Below are 15,509 nucleotides of genomic sequence, written 5' to 3' on the forward strand. Positions count from 1 at the left end.
GCTCAGTACCCCGCGGCTCGGTGCGGGTCCGCCTCGCGCGTCGGCACCAGGAAGCTGCGCTCGAAGGTCAGCACGACCTCCCCGGTCGACTTGCGCCCGGCCGTCCGGCACTGCGCGATGCCGTGGCCCGGCCTGCTCTCCGACAGGCGCTTGGCGGTGATCTCGCTCTCCGCGTACAGGGTGTCGCCGACGAACACCGGCGCGGTCAGCCGGATCCGGTCCCAGCCCAGGTTCGCGATCGCCTTGCCGCTGGTGCTGCGCGCGGTCATGCCGCCGACGATGCTCAGCGTCACCAGGCTCGACACCAGCGGCCTGCCCCACTCGCCCTGCTCGCTGAACGCGGCGTCGATGTGCAGCGGTGAGTCGTTCATGCTGAGCATGGACATGAGCACGTTGTCCATCTCGGTGATCGTGCGGCCGGGCCGGTGCTCGATCACCACCCCCACCTGGAGGTCCTCGTAGCAGAACCCGACGACCTCGCGGAAGCGGTTCTCCCCCACCTGCTGGAAACCGACGGGGTGGTTCGGTGGCACTGGCGGCTCTCCGATCATCGCGAGGGGCTGTCGGTCAGGTCCTGGTCGAGGAGTTCCCGGACGTGCCCGATGAAGGCGGTGATCTCCTCGGCGGTCATGTCGGCGCGGATCATCACCCGCAGGCCCGCCTCGCCGCGGGGCACGATCGGGAAGAAGATCGCCGAGCTGTAGTAGCCCCGCCGGTACAGCTCCGCCGACAGCGCCACCGCCCGGTCCGCCTCGCCGACGTCGATCCGGCGCACCGGCAGGCCGTTGCCCGCCAGCGGCGTGGGCAGCAGCTCGTCGAACAGGTCGAGGTTGGCGCGCAGCGCGGCCTGCAACTCGCCCAGCTCCGGCGAGCGGTGCACCTCGGCGCTGCCGAGCGCCGCGCCGATCGTGGGCACGGACACGTCCTGCGACCAGCCGAGCGGGCCGCCGTGCCGGGACAGGAACTCCGCCTTGCGCCTGCTGTCGAGCAGCGCGATCCCGCCGCCGCTGCCGAAGCCCTTGCCGAGGCTCGTCACGATCGTGGTCAGCTCGCCCACCTCGGTGCGCGAGCGCGCGTACCCCTCGCCGCGCTCGCCGATGATCGACACCGAGTGCGAGTCGTCGATGAACAGGTACAGCCCGTGCCGCTCCTGGAGCTCCAGCAGGCCGTCGAGCGCCGCCGCGCCGCCCATGGAGTACGCGCCGTCGCCGACGTAGGCCACGCTCGGGTACTTGCGGCAGGTGTCGGCGATGAAGTCGAGGTCGTTGTGGTCGCAGGTCAGGACCAGGCTCTCCTCGGCGCAGATCGCCTTGACGTAGGACATGGAGAAGTGCGCGAACCGGTCGAAGACCATCACCCGCGGCCCGCCGGGCGCCATGTGCCCGGACGCCACCAGCGGCAGGATGCCCGCGGTCACCGCGGTGCACGTGGTCGCCGGCAGGATCTCCGCGCCGAACAGGTCGCTCAGCTCCTCCTCCAGCCTGCCCTGGATGGTCGGGCGGATCCGGGTGGTGGAGGTCATCAGCTCGATGGTCCCGGTCTCGCGCACCGCGGAGACCACGCCCTCCAGCACCTTGGGGTGCCGGTTGAGCCCCAGGTACGAGCAGGACACCATGTTCGCGAACGCGTGCCCGGTGCCCGGCACCACCAGCCGGTTGTTCGACTCGTGCTCGACCTGGATGTCGATGAGCCCGTGGTCGGCGGCGGCCTGCCAGACCGGGTCGGAGTTGCGCACCAGGGCGCTGCTGTTGCGGAACCGGCGCGCGCCCCGCACGTCCGGGGCCTGACCGGGGTCGAGCGCCGCTGCGCTGGAAGTCGTCTCCGTCATGGTGTGCGCGTCACGCTCCCGGTGTGGGTGAGGGGGCCGAACTCGGCGAGCAGGCGCTGCGCCGCCTCGAAGAAGGGCTTGCCGACCATGCTCCCGTCGACCGTGGTCACCCCGTCGCCGCTGCGCAGCGCGGCCTCCACCACCCGCGCGGCCTGCTCCAGCTCGGCGGCCGTCGGCGTGAACGCCCGCGTGATCGCCGGCAGCTGCTCCGGGTGCAGCGCGATCTTGCCGCTGAACCCGAACTGCTTGGCCAGCAGCGACTCGTGGCGCAGCAGCGCCCGGTCGGCCAGGTCGAAGGTGGGCGAGTCGACGGCGTGCAGGTCGTTGGCCCGCGCGGTGGTCACCAGCACCGACCTGGCGTGCGCCAGCGGGTCCCAGGCCAGGCCGGAGCCGAGCGCGGCGGCGTAGTCCGCGGACCCGAAGACCAGCGCGCGCAGGCCGTGCCCGGCCGCGGCGATCTCCGGCAACCGCTGCACGCCGAGCGGTGTCTCGATCACCGCGAACAGCACCACCTCGCCGCCCAGCACCTCGGCGACGATCTCCAGGTCCCTCGGCGACTCGACCTTGGGCACCAGCACGACCTCCGGCGGCGCCGGGAAGTCGCGCAGCGCCAGCAGGTCCCGCAGCCCGTCCGGTTCCACGACCGGGTTGATCCGCACCGCGCAGCGCACCGGCAGGCCCCGGGCGGCGGTGAAGAACCGCACGGCGGCGCGCCTGGCCTCCTCCTTGCGCAGCGGCGCGACGGAGTCCTCCAGGTCGACCAGGCAGATGTCCGCGCCCGAGGCGTGGCAGGCGGCGAAGCGCTCCGGCGCGGTGGCCGGGGTGCACAGCACCGTGCGGCAGTAGCGGCTGAACACCGGTCAGCCCACCTCCCGCACGTCGACCAGCACTTTCCCGATCGTGCGCCGCGCCGCGAACGCCGCGTGCGCCGCGCCGACGCCGGACAGCGGCACCACCCGGTCTATCCGCGCGGTCAGCGATCCCCGGCGCGCCAGGTCGAACAGCGCGTCGGCGATCCCGGTGAGCAGCACCCGGTCGTCGACGACGTGCCGCATCCAGAAGCCGGCCACCCCGATCGAGCCGTCCACCAGCTCCTCGGTGCTGACGCCGGTCCACCCGCAGCCCGGCGCGCCGCCGCGCCAGCCGTAGGACACCAACCGCCCGAACGGGGCCAAGCCGCGCAGCGCCGCCTTGACCTGCTCGCCGCCGTTGCCGTCGATGACGAGGTCCGCGCCGCGCCCGCCGGTCACCGCGCGCAGCTCGCCGACCTCGTCCGGCGCGAGCACCGCGTCGGCGCCCAGCTCGGCGACCACGGCCCGCTTCTCCGCCGTGGAGGCGACGCCGATCACCGGCTTGGCGCCCAGCGCCACCGCGAGCTGCACCGCCAGGTGCCCGACGCCGCCCGCCGCCGAGGTCACCACGACCGATTCACCGGCCTGCACCCGGCCCGCCAGCCGCAGCGCGCCGTAGGCGGTGGCGCCCTGCTCGAACAAGGCGACCGCCTGCGCGTCGTCGACGTCGTCGGGCACCGGCACCGAGTGCGCGTCGACGGCGGCGGCCACCCGGGCGTACCCGCCGCCCCGGCGCAGCAGCGCCACCACGCGCCGCCCGTCCCGCCTGCGCCGCCCGACCACGTCGACCCCGAGCACGGCGGGCAGCGGCAGCTCCGGCTCGGCGCCCCTGCGGTGTTCCAGGTCGTCGAAGTTCACCCCGGCCAGCGAGACGTCGACCAGGCTCGCGCCCTCGGGGCACCCCGGTTCGTCGACCCGCTCCACCCGCAGCACCTCGGGGCCGCCGAACCGGCGCAGCACGGCGGCGGCCATCCGCGCGCTCACCGGCGTCCCGCGCTTCGCCCGGGTGGAGTGGAGGACTTCGCCCGGACACTGGTCGACCTCGACAACGGCACGGCGGAGTCACCTCCTGCGACCGGGTGGGGCTTCGCCCGAACCAGTCGAACATAACCGCAGCCCTCTTCGAGGGGCAACGACCCGGCGACCGCGCAGACGGGTTCCCGATGCCGCGCCGGGTGGCGGATCACCGGAGTGCCACGCCACCGGGCCTCTCGCGGCCCGCCGCCGGGGCGGCCGTGCGGGTGAAGCGCAGTTCGGGGTCGGTGACGCCGTCGGAGCGCAGCAGCTTGACGTCGGAGTGGTAGCTCATCGAGGTCAGCCACGGCATCCGGTCGCCCTGGCGCGGCAGCCGGTCGACGGCGCGCTCGACGTAGCCGGCGGCGAAGTCGAGGAACGGCCTGGTCGGCATGGCCGGGTCGGCCGGCTCCGGGCGGCAGGTGTCGTACCCGTGCGCGTCCATGTGCGCCAGCAGGCGGCAGAAGTGCTCGCAGAGCAGGCCGACCTTCAGCGTCCAGGACGAGTTGGTGTAGCCGATGGCGAACGCGAAGTTGGGCACCCCGGACAGCATCACGCCCTTGTAGGCGATGGTGTCGGGCAGGTGCACGGGCTCGCCGTCCACGGTGAGGTCGACGCCGCCGAAGGCCTGCACGTTCAGGCCGGTGGCGGTGACGACGACGTCGGCCTCCAGCTCGCGGCCGGACTCCAGCAGCACGCCGCGCTCGGTGAAGGTGGAGATCCGGTCGGTGACGACGTCGGCGCGGCCGTCGCGGATGGCGCGGAACAGGTCGCCGTCGGGCACGGCGCACAGCCGCTGGTCCCACGGGTCGTACGGCGGGTTGAAGTGCTCGTCGACCGGGTAGCCGGCGGGCAGCTGCCTGGTGTTGACCCAGCGGATGAGCTTGCGGGCGGCCTTGGGGAAGCGTTGGCAGAACCGCCACACCGCGATGCCCTTGAGGATGTTCTTGCGCCTGGTCAGCGCGTAGCCGCGCGACTCGCCCAGCAGCCGGCGCAGCAGGGTGGCGAGCCCGTCCTCGCGGGGCACCGGCATGACGTAGGTCGGGGTGCGCTGGAGCATCGTGACGTGCGCGGCGGTTTCGGCCATCGCGGGCACGAGGGTGACGGCCGTGGCCCCGCTGCCGATCACCAGGACCCGCTTGCCGCTGTGGTCGAGGTCCTCGGGCCAGTGCTGCGGGTGCGCGATCGTGCCGCGGAAGCGGTCGCGGCCCTCGAAGCGAGGGGTGAACCCCTCGTCGTAGCGGTAGTAGCCGGAGGCGCTGAACAGCCACCCGGCGCTCAGCCGCACCCGCTCGCCGGTGTCGGCGCGCTCGACCTCGACGAGCCAGCGCGCCGACTCGCTCGACCAGGAGGCCGCCACCAGCCGGTGGTGGTGCCGGATGTGGGCGTCCAGGCCGTTCTCGGTGACCGCCTCGCGCAGGTAGGCCAGGATGCGGGGCGCGTCGGCGATCGACTGCCGGTCGCGCCACGGCTTGAACTCGTAGCCGAAGGTGTGCAGGTCGGAGTCCGAGCGGATGCCCGGGTAGCGGAACAGGTCCCAGGTGCCGCCGGAGGCCGCCCGCGCCTCCAGGATCGCGAAGCTCTTGCCCGGGTGCTCGGCCTTGAGGTAGCGCCCGGCCCCGATGCCGGAGATCCCGGCGCCGACGATCAGCACGTCGAGGTGCTCGACCGGCGTCTGCGTGGTCATGCGCGGCTCCCACTCGGACTTGCTCGTGCGGCTGGTGCTCTCACCCTGCGTGGACCGAGCCCGCTCGCGCCAGTGCAAAAGGCACCTGAATACTCTTCTCATGGTGCACAGTGCTGCGAACGAATCCGAGTGGCCCTCGCTGTCGCCCGAGGCGCGGCAGTTGTTCCGGCGGGGAGCCGAGGCGGTGCTGACCCTGCGCCCGGACTGGCTGGAGGAGCTGCACGCGGCGGCGCTGGGCGGGCAGCGGATGCGGCCCGTGGCCGAGGACCCGGCGCTCGCCGCGGCGACCCGGCGGGCCACCCTCGCCAACCTGCGGCACTGGGCGGCGGCCAACGTGTCCCACCCCGGCGACCGGGTGCCCGCCAACACGGCGCCGCAACTGCTGGAGTCGGCCCGCGACCTGGTGCGGCGCGGCCTCGACGAGAGCGCGTTGGAGGCCTACCGCACCGCCCAGGGCGTCGCCTGGCGGCGCTGGATGCGGATCTGCTTCGACCTGACCTCCGACCCGGAGCCGCTGCGCGAGCTGCTCGACGCCTCCGCGCTGTCCATCACCACGTTCATCGACGACACCGTCGCCGCGATCACCGAGCAGATGAGGGTCGAGCGCGCCGAGCTCACCCGCGGCACGCACGCCGAGCGCCGCGCCGCGGTCACTTTGCTGCTGGAGGGCGCCCCCATCGCCCGCGCCCGCGCCGAGGCCCAGCTCGGGTACGGCCTGACCGGCCCGCACACCGCCGCCGTCATCTGGGGCGGCACGGGCGCCGAGGCGTCGCGCCGGCTGGAAGCGGCCGCGGAGGCGGTCGTGCGGGCCACCGGGGCGGGCCACCGGCTGACCGTCCTCGCCGGCGCCGCCACCCTGTGGGTCTGGCTGCCCGTGGGCACCGCGCCCGACCTGGACGAACTCACCGCGGACCTGGCGGACCACCCCGACGTCCGCGTGGCCGTCGGCCGACCGGGCACCGACGTCGACGGCTTCCGCCGCAGCCACCTCGACGCCACCACCACCCAGCGCATGATGGCCCGGCTCACCTCACCGCAGCGGGCCGCCCGCTACGACGACGTCCAGCTCGCCGCGCTGCTCACCAACCAGCCCGCCCAGGCCGACGAGTTCCTCGCCGACACCCTCGGCGACCTGCTCACCGCGGACCCCGACACCCGGCAGGCCGTCCTGACCTACGTCCGCGAACTGGGCAACACCACCCGCACGGCCGAACGCCTCTACACCCACCGCAACACCGTCCTGCGCCGCCTCGCCCGCGCCGACGAGCTGCTGCCCCGACCCCTCGCGGAGAACGCGATCGGCGTGGCCGCCGCGCTGGAGGTGCTGCGCTGGCGTGGCGCCACACCGTAGCCGCGCGGTCATGCCGTGCCCGCGGTGTCGTGCCGGGTGCGCAGCACATGGACGGCGGCGACCACGCCCACGGCCGCGATGGCGAACAGCACGCGGTAGTGCGCGAACCCGACCAGGACCGAGCCGGTCGGGATGGCCGGCGCCGACGGGGTGAACGGGGCGGTGAACGCCGCGTGCCGGTGCGGCCTCGCAGCTCGTTGGGCGTGGTGCGCTGGATCAGGGTGGTCGTGCCGGTGAAGCGACGGCGCGACGAGACCGCCGAGCCGACGACCAGCCGGCGCAGCGGCGCGACCGGGACGACTCCGGTCGACGCCGGCGCGCAGCTCACGCCACCGGCCAGTGGTGGGCCACCAGCGCCTCGTCGCAGGGGCGGTCGTGGCGTGATGCCGACCGGCACGTGGCACAGGTGGACTTCGGGCGCCGGCGCGTCCGTTCCGGGCGCGGACCGGTGGGCGCTGTCCCGGCGTTGGGTGATGCTGTCGACCCAGCCCGTGGAGATCGGCCTCCCATCACCCGAATGATGCGCCTGCCAACCCGACTACCCTCAGCAGCAGCCGGGAGGTGGGTACGTGGACGCCACGCAGGACACGCGGCAGGACCCGACGCCGCTGAAGATCGGCCGGCGCGTGCGCACGATCCGCCGCCGACGCGGCCTGTCCCTCGAAGTTGCCGCCGGCCTGGCCGGGATCTCCGCGCCGTACCTGTCGATGCTGGAGAACGGCCGCCGTCGGTTCCAGCGGCGCGGGCTGCTGGAGGACATCGCCCACGCACTGGGCTGCTCCGTCGCCGACCTCACCGGACAGCCTTACCTTCCCGGCGACCGTGCCGGCGCCGAAGCCCTGGCCACCCTGCCGGGGATCTCCGTCGGCCTGTTCGACGCCACCCTGGACGACGTGCCCGACGTGCCTGCCCGGCCGCTGCACGAGCTGGTGGCGTGGGCGCGCGCCGCGAACGAGCACACCGCCCACAGCCGCTACGACGCGGCCGGACGCGACCTGGGCGCGCTGCTGACCGACCTGCACGTCCACGCCGTCACCGGGACCGGCGCCAACCGCCGGACCGCCCTGGCCACGCTGGCCGAGGCGTGCCTGGTGGCGTGCGGCGTCGCCCGCAGCCTGGGCAACCAGGACCTGGCGGTCACCGCCGCCGCACGCGGCCAGGAAGCCGCCCGGCGGTTGGAGGACCCGGCGCTGGCCGGGTTCACCGCTATGACCAGCACGGGCGCGTTGAGCCGGCTGGGCGCGCGGCACCGCGCCGAACGCGTCGCCAGGACCGCCCTGGAGCGCCTGGTGGACGTGGCCGACCCAACCACACCGAACACCGCCACGGCGGAGGCCGCGGGCATGTTGTTCCTGACCTCGGCGCAGTTGGCGGCGAAGGCGGGCCGGGCGCAGGACGCGGCGGCACACCTCACGGAGGCCGCCGACCTGGCGGAGCGGACCGGTGAACGCAACACCCTGTGGTTCAGCTTCGGCTCGGCGAACGTGCGCGCGTGGGCGCTGTCGGTGGCGGTTGAGTCCGGCGAAGGACCGGCGGAGGCCGAGCGCATCGAGGCCACCCCGGGCTACGACGAGGCGCTGATCGCCGCCGACCGCCGCGCTGCGCTGCACTTCGACCTGGCGCGAGCTCACGCCCAGGCCGGGGGCTCGCGGGACGTGGCGGCCGTACGGCACTTGGACACCGCCGACCGGATCGCGCCGCAGCGCATCCGCCACGACCCGGTGGCGCGGGAGCTGCTGGCGGAGCTGGATCGGCGCACCCGTGTGCAGTCGTGGGAGCTGCGCTCGCTGAAGAACCGCCTGGGCTGGGGTTGACGCACGGCGAACCCCTGAGTTCCAGCGTCGGCGCGTGGCCGTCCGGGACTCGACTTCGACCGGGACGTCCGGTGACAGCGCCCCTCCGTGATGGTGGTGCCGCACCCGAAAGGTCAGTCGAAGGCAGTGCATCGGCCACGGTCCGCTGCGGCCGGCGATGTCCGCGGGTTCGCGCTGCGCTCCAGGCGACTCCACCGCTCAACTGTTCACCGGCTGTTCGCGCCCGGGATCCGCCGCGACGCGTGGCGAACTCACGATACTTCGGTTCGCCGCAGTTCGGTCCAGGATCGGAGCCGTCAGCATGTCGCACGACCACCACGGCCACACGCACGAGCACCACCACGAGGACGTGGACGGCAGCTGGCGCGACACCGCCGACGACCGGCCGCTGTCGGTGGCGCGCCGCCGCTTCCTGGCGGGCCTGGGCGCGGCCGGGGTGGCCACGACGGTCGGCGCGCTGCCCGCCCACGCGCACGACGACCGCCCGCCGCGCCCGGTGAACCCGTGGCACGGCCGGTCCCGCTGGTACGCGGGCGACCACCACATCCACACCAAGTACTCCTCCGACGGCCAGTACGAGGTCGCCCAGCAGGTGGCCAAGGCCCGCGAGCACGGCCTGGACTGGGTCGTCATCACCGACCACGGCGGCGTCGCGCACGAGAAGCTCTCCATCGACCAGGTCGCGCCGGACATCGAGCGGGCCCGGCGGGAGCACCGGGACGTGCTGGTCTACCAGGGTCTGGAGTGGAACATCCCGGGCGCCGAGCACGCCACCGTGTTCCTGCCGCCCGGTCGGTCCACTGTGGACATCCTGCGGGCGTTCGAGGCGGCGTACGACGGCGGTGTGCTGTCCACGCCGGTCGCGCAGGGCGGCGCGGGCCTGCTCAGCCGCTCCACCTCCGCCGACGGCGAGCCGTACGCGCTGGCCGCGCTGCGGTACCTGGAGGCCCAGGTGCTGTCCGGTCGCGCCGAGATCGCGCTGATGTTCGCCAACCACCCGGCGCGGCGCGGTGTGGACAGCCCGCACGAGATCCGCGGTTGGCGCGACGCGGCCCCCGGCGTGGCCGTGGGCATGGAGGGCGCGCCCGGCCACCAGGCGGCGGGCATCCGGAAGGAGGCGGGCGGGCGCGGTGGCGCGCGCGGCTACTACGACGGCTCGCCCAACCAGGACAGCTTCCCCGGCTACGCGCCCACCGCCACCGAGAACCCCTACCGCACCTACGGCGGGTTCGACTGGATGACCGCCAAGGTCGGCGGCCTGTGGGACTCGCTGCTCGCCGAGGGCAGGCCGTGGTGGGTGACCGCCACCTCCGACGCCCACCAGGTGCACCTGGACACGCACGCGCCGGGCAGCGGCGACCACAACGCCACCGGCAGCCGCGGCAAGCCGGTGGACACCGGCAAGCCCCAGGTCTACGGCGACTACTGGCCGGGCTTCTACAGCTCCACGCTGGTCGGCTCGGACTCCCGGTCCTACGTGGACGTCATGCGCGGGATGCAGGGCGGTCGCGTGGTGGCCGTGCACGGGCGCGTCGTCGACGGGCTGAACCTGCGGGTGCGGTCGCTCGGCGAAGGCGACGACCGGGGCGTGACGATCGGCGGCCGCACGTTCGTCCGGCGCGGCGACTCGGTGGAGGTGTCGATCGAGGTCGACCTGGCGCGGGGCGCGAACTTCGGCGGCTCGGTGCCGCGCCTGGCCAAGGTGGACCTGATCGCGGGCCCGGTCACCGGCCCCGCCGCCGACCGCGACGCGCTCGCCGCGCCGCTCACCAAGGTGGTCAAGACGTTCGAGGTGGCCCGCACCGCGCGCGGCACGGTCCGCTTCACCCACACCTTCCGCAACGTCGACACCGCGTTCTACCTGAGGCTGCGCGGTTCGGACGGCAACCGGCTCACCTCCGACGGCGGCCCGGTGATGGACGTGATCGGCGACGCGGACCCGTGGTCGGACCTGTGGTTCTACGCGAACCCGGTCTTCGTCGACGTCGTCTGATGACCTGGCTCGACGCCGTGCCCGCCCTGCCCGGCGGGCACGGCGCGGCGCACCGGGACGCGCTGCTGCTGGCCGCGCTGGACTCGTGCGCCGCGGCGGACCTCGTGTTCACCCGGGTCGACCGCACCGGCCCGGTGGCGGTCACCGCCGTGTCCGCGCACGTCACCGCCCCGTTCGACCCGGTCGCCGTGTCGGCCGCGCTGGGCGGCCCGGTGACCGTGACCGACTCCCCCGCCCTGGACCGCTGCGTCAGGTTCCCCGGCCAGTCGGCGCTGACCGGCACGCACCCGGCCGCGGAGGTGGTCGCCTCGTCGGCGATCGACCGCGTCGTCGGCGTCGGCGTGCCGGTCTCGCCGGCCGACCGGGTCGAGACGCTGGGTTTCCTGCGGCCGGTCCACCGGGACGGCGAGCTGGTGCTGCTGGTGGAGCCGGCGGTGGGGGGCGTGCTGCGGCCGATCGAGTCGGAGGACCCGCACGAGTGCTGCGGCGGGGCGCACTGACAGCAGACCTTGTCCGCCGTTGTGCGATTTCGCGGGCACCGACTGCACTTCGCGGGGTGACACCCACTGTCGGTCGGCCCACCCCGAACCTTCGGTAGCCCCACAAGAGCAGCCGCGTGCGGTGGTGTGCGGGTCGCGAAGCCCTCCACCACCGACGGAAAGTTACTCACTGAAACGGCCTAGTAACTTCCGGGTCACGATCCCCGATTTCCCCTCCACGTGAGTGAAAGGGAAGTGGGGACATGAAATCCAGACACCTGACCGGGGCGGCGGCGTTAGCGGTCGCCGCCCTGGTCGCGAGCCAGATCCAGGCTCACGCCACCGACGGCAACCTGCCGGGCGGCACCAGCATCTCCGTGGACATCACCAGCCCGACCCCCGGCACCGTCGTCCCGCAGGGGCCGGTGACGATCACCGGCACGGCGTCCGTCGGCACGGGCGTCGCGGTCAAGGACACCGCGCTGACCTACGTCGTGGACGTGTCGGGCAGCACCGCGAGCCCGTGCGCCGGCGGTGACGTCCTGTCCTGCGAGCGCACCGCGGTGGCCAACCTCAACACCATCGCGGCGGCGCCGAACACGGTGGTCGGCAGCGTGGGCGCGGTGGTGTTCGCCACCACCGCCGCGACCGTGGACGTGGGCCCGGCGGCCGGCGACCAGCTGCTGACCGCGCCGGAGACCGACGCCAACGGCAACGGCGCCCGGGACGTGGAGGAGGCCGTCGGCTCGGCCGTCCAGGGCGGCGTGAACCAGTTCACCGCCAAGTCCGTCGGCGGCGGCACCACGTTCGTGCCCGCCGTGCAGGCGGCGACCACCGTGACCAACGCCCAGTCGCAGGCCCGCAAGGTCGTGCTGTTCCTGTCCGACGGCTTCGCCACGGGCGACGTCACCGGTGTCGCGGGCGCGGTGCCCGCCAACGTCGACTACTTCACCTTCGCCGTCGGCCCCGGCTCCGCCTGCAACAGCGGCGACTACAACGCCAGCCTCCAGGCCATCGCGGACCTCACCGGCGGCACCTGCACGTCGGTGCCCGACCCGGCCAACCTGCCGAACGTGGTGCCCGGCGTCATCGCCTCGCAGCTGACGAACCTGACGCTGAGGGTGAACGGCGGCGCGCCGACGCAGATCACCAACGTCACCCCGGCCCTGCCGGAGACCGGTCCCGCCTCGGTGGGCTACACCGCGACCACCGGCGTCCTGACCTCCGGCACGCACGAGCTGTGCGTGACCGCCCACGGCACCGACGGCGGCGGCGCGGGCACGGTCACCGAGTGCACCACGGTCATCGTCAACGACCCGCCGGTCGTCGAACCGGGCGGCCCGTACGCGGGCCAGGAGGGCACCCCGGTGGCCCTGGCCGGCAGCGTCGTCGACCCCGACGGCCCGTCGCTGTCGACGCAGTGGAGCGCGACGCCGCAGTCCGGCGTCGACCCGGGCACCACGTGCTCGTTCTCCGCGCCCACGTCCCTGAACACCAACGTCACGTGCAACGACGACGGTGTGTGGACGCTGACCCTGACCGCGAACGACGGCCTGCACCCCGACGTGGTCGCCACGACCACGCTCACGCTGACCAACGTGGCGCCGCAGGTGACGATCTCGTCGCCGGCCGACGGCACGCTGGTGCTGCGCAACACGCCGGTCACGGTCACCGCGCCGTTCACCGACATCGCCACGCACGACACCCACACGTGCACGGTCGACTTCGACGACGGCACGCCCGTGGTGACCGGCACGGTCGCGCAGGGCGCCGGTTCGGGCACCTGCACCGCCACGCACCCCTACGCCGGCGTCGGCTCGCACGACGTGCTGGTGACGGTCACCGACGACGACGGCGGTTCCGCCACCGCCGTGGTCAGGATCGTGTCCCACGTGCGGGCGGAGGCGTGGTCGCTCAGCGCCTCGGGCCTGATCAACGTCGCCAAGACGCCGCACGCCACCTGCCCGCCGTCCTCGGACCGGACCACGGCCTCGGTGAACGTGCTCGGCCTGGCCTCGGTGCAGGCGCTGCACGCCGACTGCCACCTGGACACCGCGACGGGCCGCACCGACGCGGGCGCCGAGGTGTCGAGCGCGAGCCTGCTGGGCGGCGCGATCACCGTGTCCGACATCGAGACCAGCTGCGTGGCGAACGAGCAGGGCCTGTCCAGCTCGTCGCGCGTCGGCACGCTGAACGGCCAGCCGATCGGCACCGCTCCGCTCTCGATCGGCGTGCCCGGCGTGGCGACCGTCCACCTGAACCAGACGGTCGTCGGGCCGAACGGCCAGCGCGCGCAGTACGCCGTGCGGGTCGTGACGCTGCTGGGGCAGGAGATCATCCTGTCCGGTTGCCGGATGGGCTTCTGACCGCGTGACGCGCGACGGGCCCGGTCGCTCGGGTGAGCGGCCGGGCCCGTCGCGGGTGGGTGTCAGGGCGCCTTCGGGGTGTCCGACAGGTCCAGGCTGCTGCGCAGCAGGATCGGCTTGAGCAGCAGGGCCGCGACCACGCCGACCACGGCGATGCCCGCCGAGATCAGGAAGATGTGCCCGGTCGCGTCGCCGTAGGCGGCGCGGACGACGTGCTGCACGGCCTCGGGCAGCGCGTCCAGGTTCAGGTTGCTGCTGCCCGAGTCGCCGCCGCCCGCCGGGATGCCGGCCGCGGTCAGGTCGCGGGTGATCGCGGCGTCGACCCGCCGGGCCAGCACCGCGCCCAGCACCGAGACGCCGATCGTGCCGCCGAGCGAGCGGAAGAACGCCACGGTCGAGCTGGCCGCGCCGATGTCCTTGAGCGGCACGGTGTTCTGCACCGCGAGCACCAGGTTCTGCATGGTCATGCCGACGCCGGCGCCGACCAGCAGCATCGCGCCGCCGACCAGGACCAGCGACGTGTCGTGGTCGATCTGGCCGAGCAGCAGGAACCCGACGACCAGCACGGCGGCGCCCGCCACGATGTAGGGCTTGACCTTGCCGGTCTTGGTGATCAGCCGCCCGCTCACGATCGACGTGCCGAGCACGCCCACCATCATCGGGATGGTCAGCAGACCCGCTTCGGTGGGGCTGTAGCCGCGGCCGATCTGGAAGTACTGGCCGAGGAACACCGCACCGCCGAACATCGCCATGCCGACCGCGAGGCTGGCCAGGATCGCCAGCGCGGTGGTGCGCCGCTTGACGATCTCCAGGGGCACCACGGGCTCGGGGGCGCGCGCTTCGACGGCGACGGCGAGCGCCAGGAGCACCACCGACGCGCCGACCATGGTGAGGCTCTGCCACGACAGCCAGGCGAAGGACGAGTCGACGAACGAGATCCAGACCAGCAGCACGCTCACGCCGACCGCGATCAGCGACGCGCCGAGGTAGTCGATCTTGACGTTCTCGCGCCGGGTGGTCGGCATCCGCAGCGTGGCCTGGAGCACGAACAGGGCGATCACCGCGACCGGCACGCCGATGAAGAAGCACCAGCGCCAGCCCAGCCACGAGGTGTCCACGATCAGGCCGCCCAGCAGCGGGCCGCCGACCGTGGCCACGGCCATCACGCCACCGAGGTAGCCGTTGTAGCGGCCGCGCTCGCGGGGCGGGATCATCGCCGCGATCACGACCTGCACCAGCGCCTGGAGGCCGCCGACGCCGATGCCCTGGAAGGCGCGGGCGGCGATCAGCTGGCCGGCGCTCTGCGCGAGGCCGGACACGACGGAGCCGGCCACGAAGATCAGGATCGCGACCTGGACGAGGGACTTCTTGTTGAACAGGTCCGCGAGCTTGCCCCAGATGGGCGTGCTGGCGGTGGCGGTCAGCAGGGTCGCGGTGACCACCCAGGTGTACTGGTTCTGCGAACCGTTGAGCGCGCCGATGATCTGCGGCAGCGCCGTGGACACCACGGTGCCGCTGAGCATGGCGACGAACAGCACCAGGAGCAGGCCGCTGAGGGCCTCCAGCACTTGGCGGTGGTTCATCGTGCCGGTTGTCGGCGCGGGGGCGGTGACGCCCGTCGCGCGGGGTGCGCTCATCGCGCGGCCTCCCAGGTGGAGCTCAAGGCTCCTTCGACGTCGGTGGTCAGGCGCCCGATCGCGGTGGTCAGGGCGGTGACCTCTTCAGGGGTCCAGTCGGCAAGGGCACGGCCCACCAGCGCGCCGTACCGGTCGCGGGCGTCCGCCAGCGCGGTCCGGCCCCGCTCGGTCACGACCAGCGCGCTGGCCCGGCCGTCGTCGGGGTCGGCGCGGCGCTCGACCAGGCCGTGCGAGACCAGCGCGGCCACCGCGCGGCTGACCGTGGACGGGTCGAGCCCGGCCAGCACGGCCAACTGCTTCGCGTGGCAGCCGGTGGGCTTGCCGCCCTCGCGCTCGATGAGCCCGAGGGTGCCGACGAGACCGGCGGGCACGGCGGAGTGGTGCTGTTGCTTGACCATGCGCACGACCCTCAACAGGTCTCGCACCCGGTCCTCCAGCTCCCGCGCGACGACGTCCACGTCGTCCCCCTCTCCCGCATTGCTTGCCACA

The 15,509-nt window shown here is 73.6% G+C and carries 13 protein-coding genes; 5 read left to right on the forward strand and 8 right to left on the reverse strand.

All coding sequences use genetic code 11. The features are described from left to right. Window positions 1–2: 2 nt before the first annotated feature. The 5 genes from ABD223_RS34035 to ABD223_RS34055 all read right to left on the reverse strand — a co-directional run bounded on the left by ABD223_RS34035 (window position 3) and on the right by ABD223_RS34055 (window position 5,380). A complete protein-coding gene (locus ABD223_RS34035) occupies window positions 3–533 on the reverse strand; it encodes a MaoC family dehydratase (protein ID WP_344040832.1) in 531 nt (176 codons plus the stop codon). Window positions 534–547: 14 nt separating this feature from the next. Further along, on the reverse strand, window positions 548–1,828 hold the full coding sequence (locus tag ABD223_RS34040; protein WP_344040833.1) for an aminotransferase class I/II-fold pyridoxal phosphate-dependent enzyme: 1,281 nt from the start codon (window positions 1,826–1,828) through the stop codon (window positions 548–550). Beyond that, window positions 1,825–2,685 carry an HpcH/HpaI aldolase/citrate lyase family protein gene (locus ABD223_RS34045; protein ID WP_344040834.1) on the reverse strand — a complete coding sequence of 287 codons (861 nt, stop codon included), beginning with the start codon at window positions 2,683–2,685 and terminating at the stop codon, window positions 1,825–1,827. The genes ABD223_RS34040 and ABD223_RS34045 overlap by 4 nt, the downstream gene beginning before the upstream one ends. Before the next feature lie 3 nt (window positions 2,686–2,688). Further along, the gene (locus ABD223_RS34050) at window positions 2,689–3,663 is read right to left on the reverse strand and encodes a quinone oxidoreductase family protein (protein WP_344040835.1); all 975 of its coding nucleotides are present in this window, start codon (window positions 3,661–3,663) and stop codon (window positions 2,689–2,691) included. Window positions 3,664–3,862: 199 nt separating this feature from the next. Then, window positions 3,863–5,380: a flavin-containing monooxygenase gene (locus ABD223_RS34055; RefSeq protein ID WP_344040836.1), complete on the reverse strand. Its 1,518-nt coding sequence runs from the start codon at window positions 5,378–5,380 to the stop codon at window positions 3,863–3,865. Window positions 5,381–5,480: 100 nt separating this feature from the next. On the opposite strand from ABD223_RS34055, the gene ABD223_RS34060 reads away from it, so the two are divergent. Beyond that, window positions 5,481–6,731 (forward strand): PucR family transcriptional regulator, encoded by a 1,251-nt coding sequence (locus ABD223_RS34060; RefSeq protein WP_344040837.1) that lies wholly within the window; start codon window positions 5,481–5,483, stop codon window positions 6,729–6,731. 8 nt (window positions 6,732–6,739) lie between these two features. Here ABD223_RS34060 and ABD223_RS34065 read toward each other — a convergent pair whose 3' ends face one another. Continuing rightward, window positions 6,740–7,135: a hypothetical protein gene (locus tag ABD223_RS34065; RefSeq protein WP_344040838.1), complete on the reverse strand. Its 396-nt coding sequence runs from the start codon at window positions 7,133–7,135 to the stop codon at window positions 6,740–6,742. Window positions 7,136–7,300: 165 nt separating this feature from the next. Between ABD223_RS34065 and ABD223_RS34070 the strand changes: the two genes are divergently transcribed. The 4 genes from ABD223_RS34070 to ABD223_RS34085 all read left to right on the forward strand — a co-directional run bounded on the left by ABD223_RS34070 (window position 7,301) and on the right by ABD223_RS34085 (window position 13,383). Then, a complete protein-coding gene (locus ABD223_RS34070) occupies window positions 7,301–8,545 on the forward strand; it encodes a helix-turn-helix domain-containing protein (RefSeq protein ID WP_344040839.1) in 1,245 nt (414 codons plus the stop codon). A 301-nt stretch (window positions 8,546–8,846) separates the two neighbouring features. Continuing rightward, window positions 8,847–10,538, forward strand: a complete 1,692-nt coding sequence (locus tag ABD223_RS34075; protein ID WP_344040840.1) for a PHP domain-containing protein — start codon at window positions 8,847–8,849, stop codon at window positions 10,536–10,538. After that, entirely contained in the window at window positions 10,538–11,038 is a 501-nt protein-coding gene (locus ABD223_RS34080; protein WP_344040841.1) for a hypothetical protein, read from the forward strand. The genes ABD223_RS34075 and ABD223_RS34080 overlap by 1 nt, the downstream gene beginning before the upstream one ends. Window positions 11,039–11,280: 242 nt before the next feature. Further along, the gene (locus tag ABD223_RS34085) at window positions 11,281–13,383 is read left to right on the forward strand and encodes a PKD domain-containing protein (protein ID WP_344040842.1); all 2,103 of its coding nucleotides are present in this window, start codon (window positions 11,281–11,283) and stop codon (window positions 13,381–13,383) included. A gap of 62 nt (window positions 13,384–13,445) precedes the next feature. On the opposite strand, the gene ABD223_RS34090 is transcribed toward ABD223_RS34085, so the two are convergent. Both ABD223_RS34090 and ABD223_RS34095 read right to left on the reverse strand, forming a co-directional pair. Further along, complete coding sequence (locus tag ABD223_RS34090; RefSeq protein WP_380646917.1) at window positions 13,446–15,020, reverse strand: MDR family MFS transporter; 1,575 nt, start codon at window positions 15,018–15,020, stop codon at window positions 13,446–13,448. Continuing rightward, window positions 15,017–15,508 carry a MarR family winged helix-turn-helix transcriptional regulator gene (locus tag ABD223_RS34095; RefSeq protein ID WP_344040843.1) on the reverse strand — a complete coding sequence of 164 codons (492 nt, stop codon included), beginning with the start codon at window positions 15,506–15,508 and terminating at the stop codon, window positions 15,017–15,019. Before ABD223_RS34095 ends, ABD223_RS34090 begins: the two co-directional genes overlap by 4 nt. Between the last annotated feature and the right edge of the window lies 1 nt (window position 15,509).

It is taken from the genome of Saccharothrix xinjiangensis (assembly GCF_039527585.1).
In the GTDB taxonomy this organism is placed as follows: Bacteria; Actinomycetota; Actinomycetes; order Mycobacteriales; family Pseudonocardiaceae; genus Actinosynnema; species Actinosynnema xinjiangensis.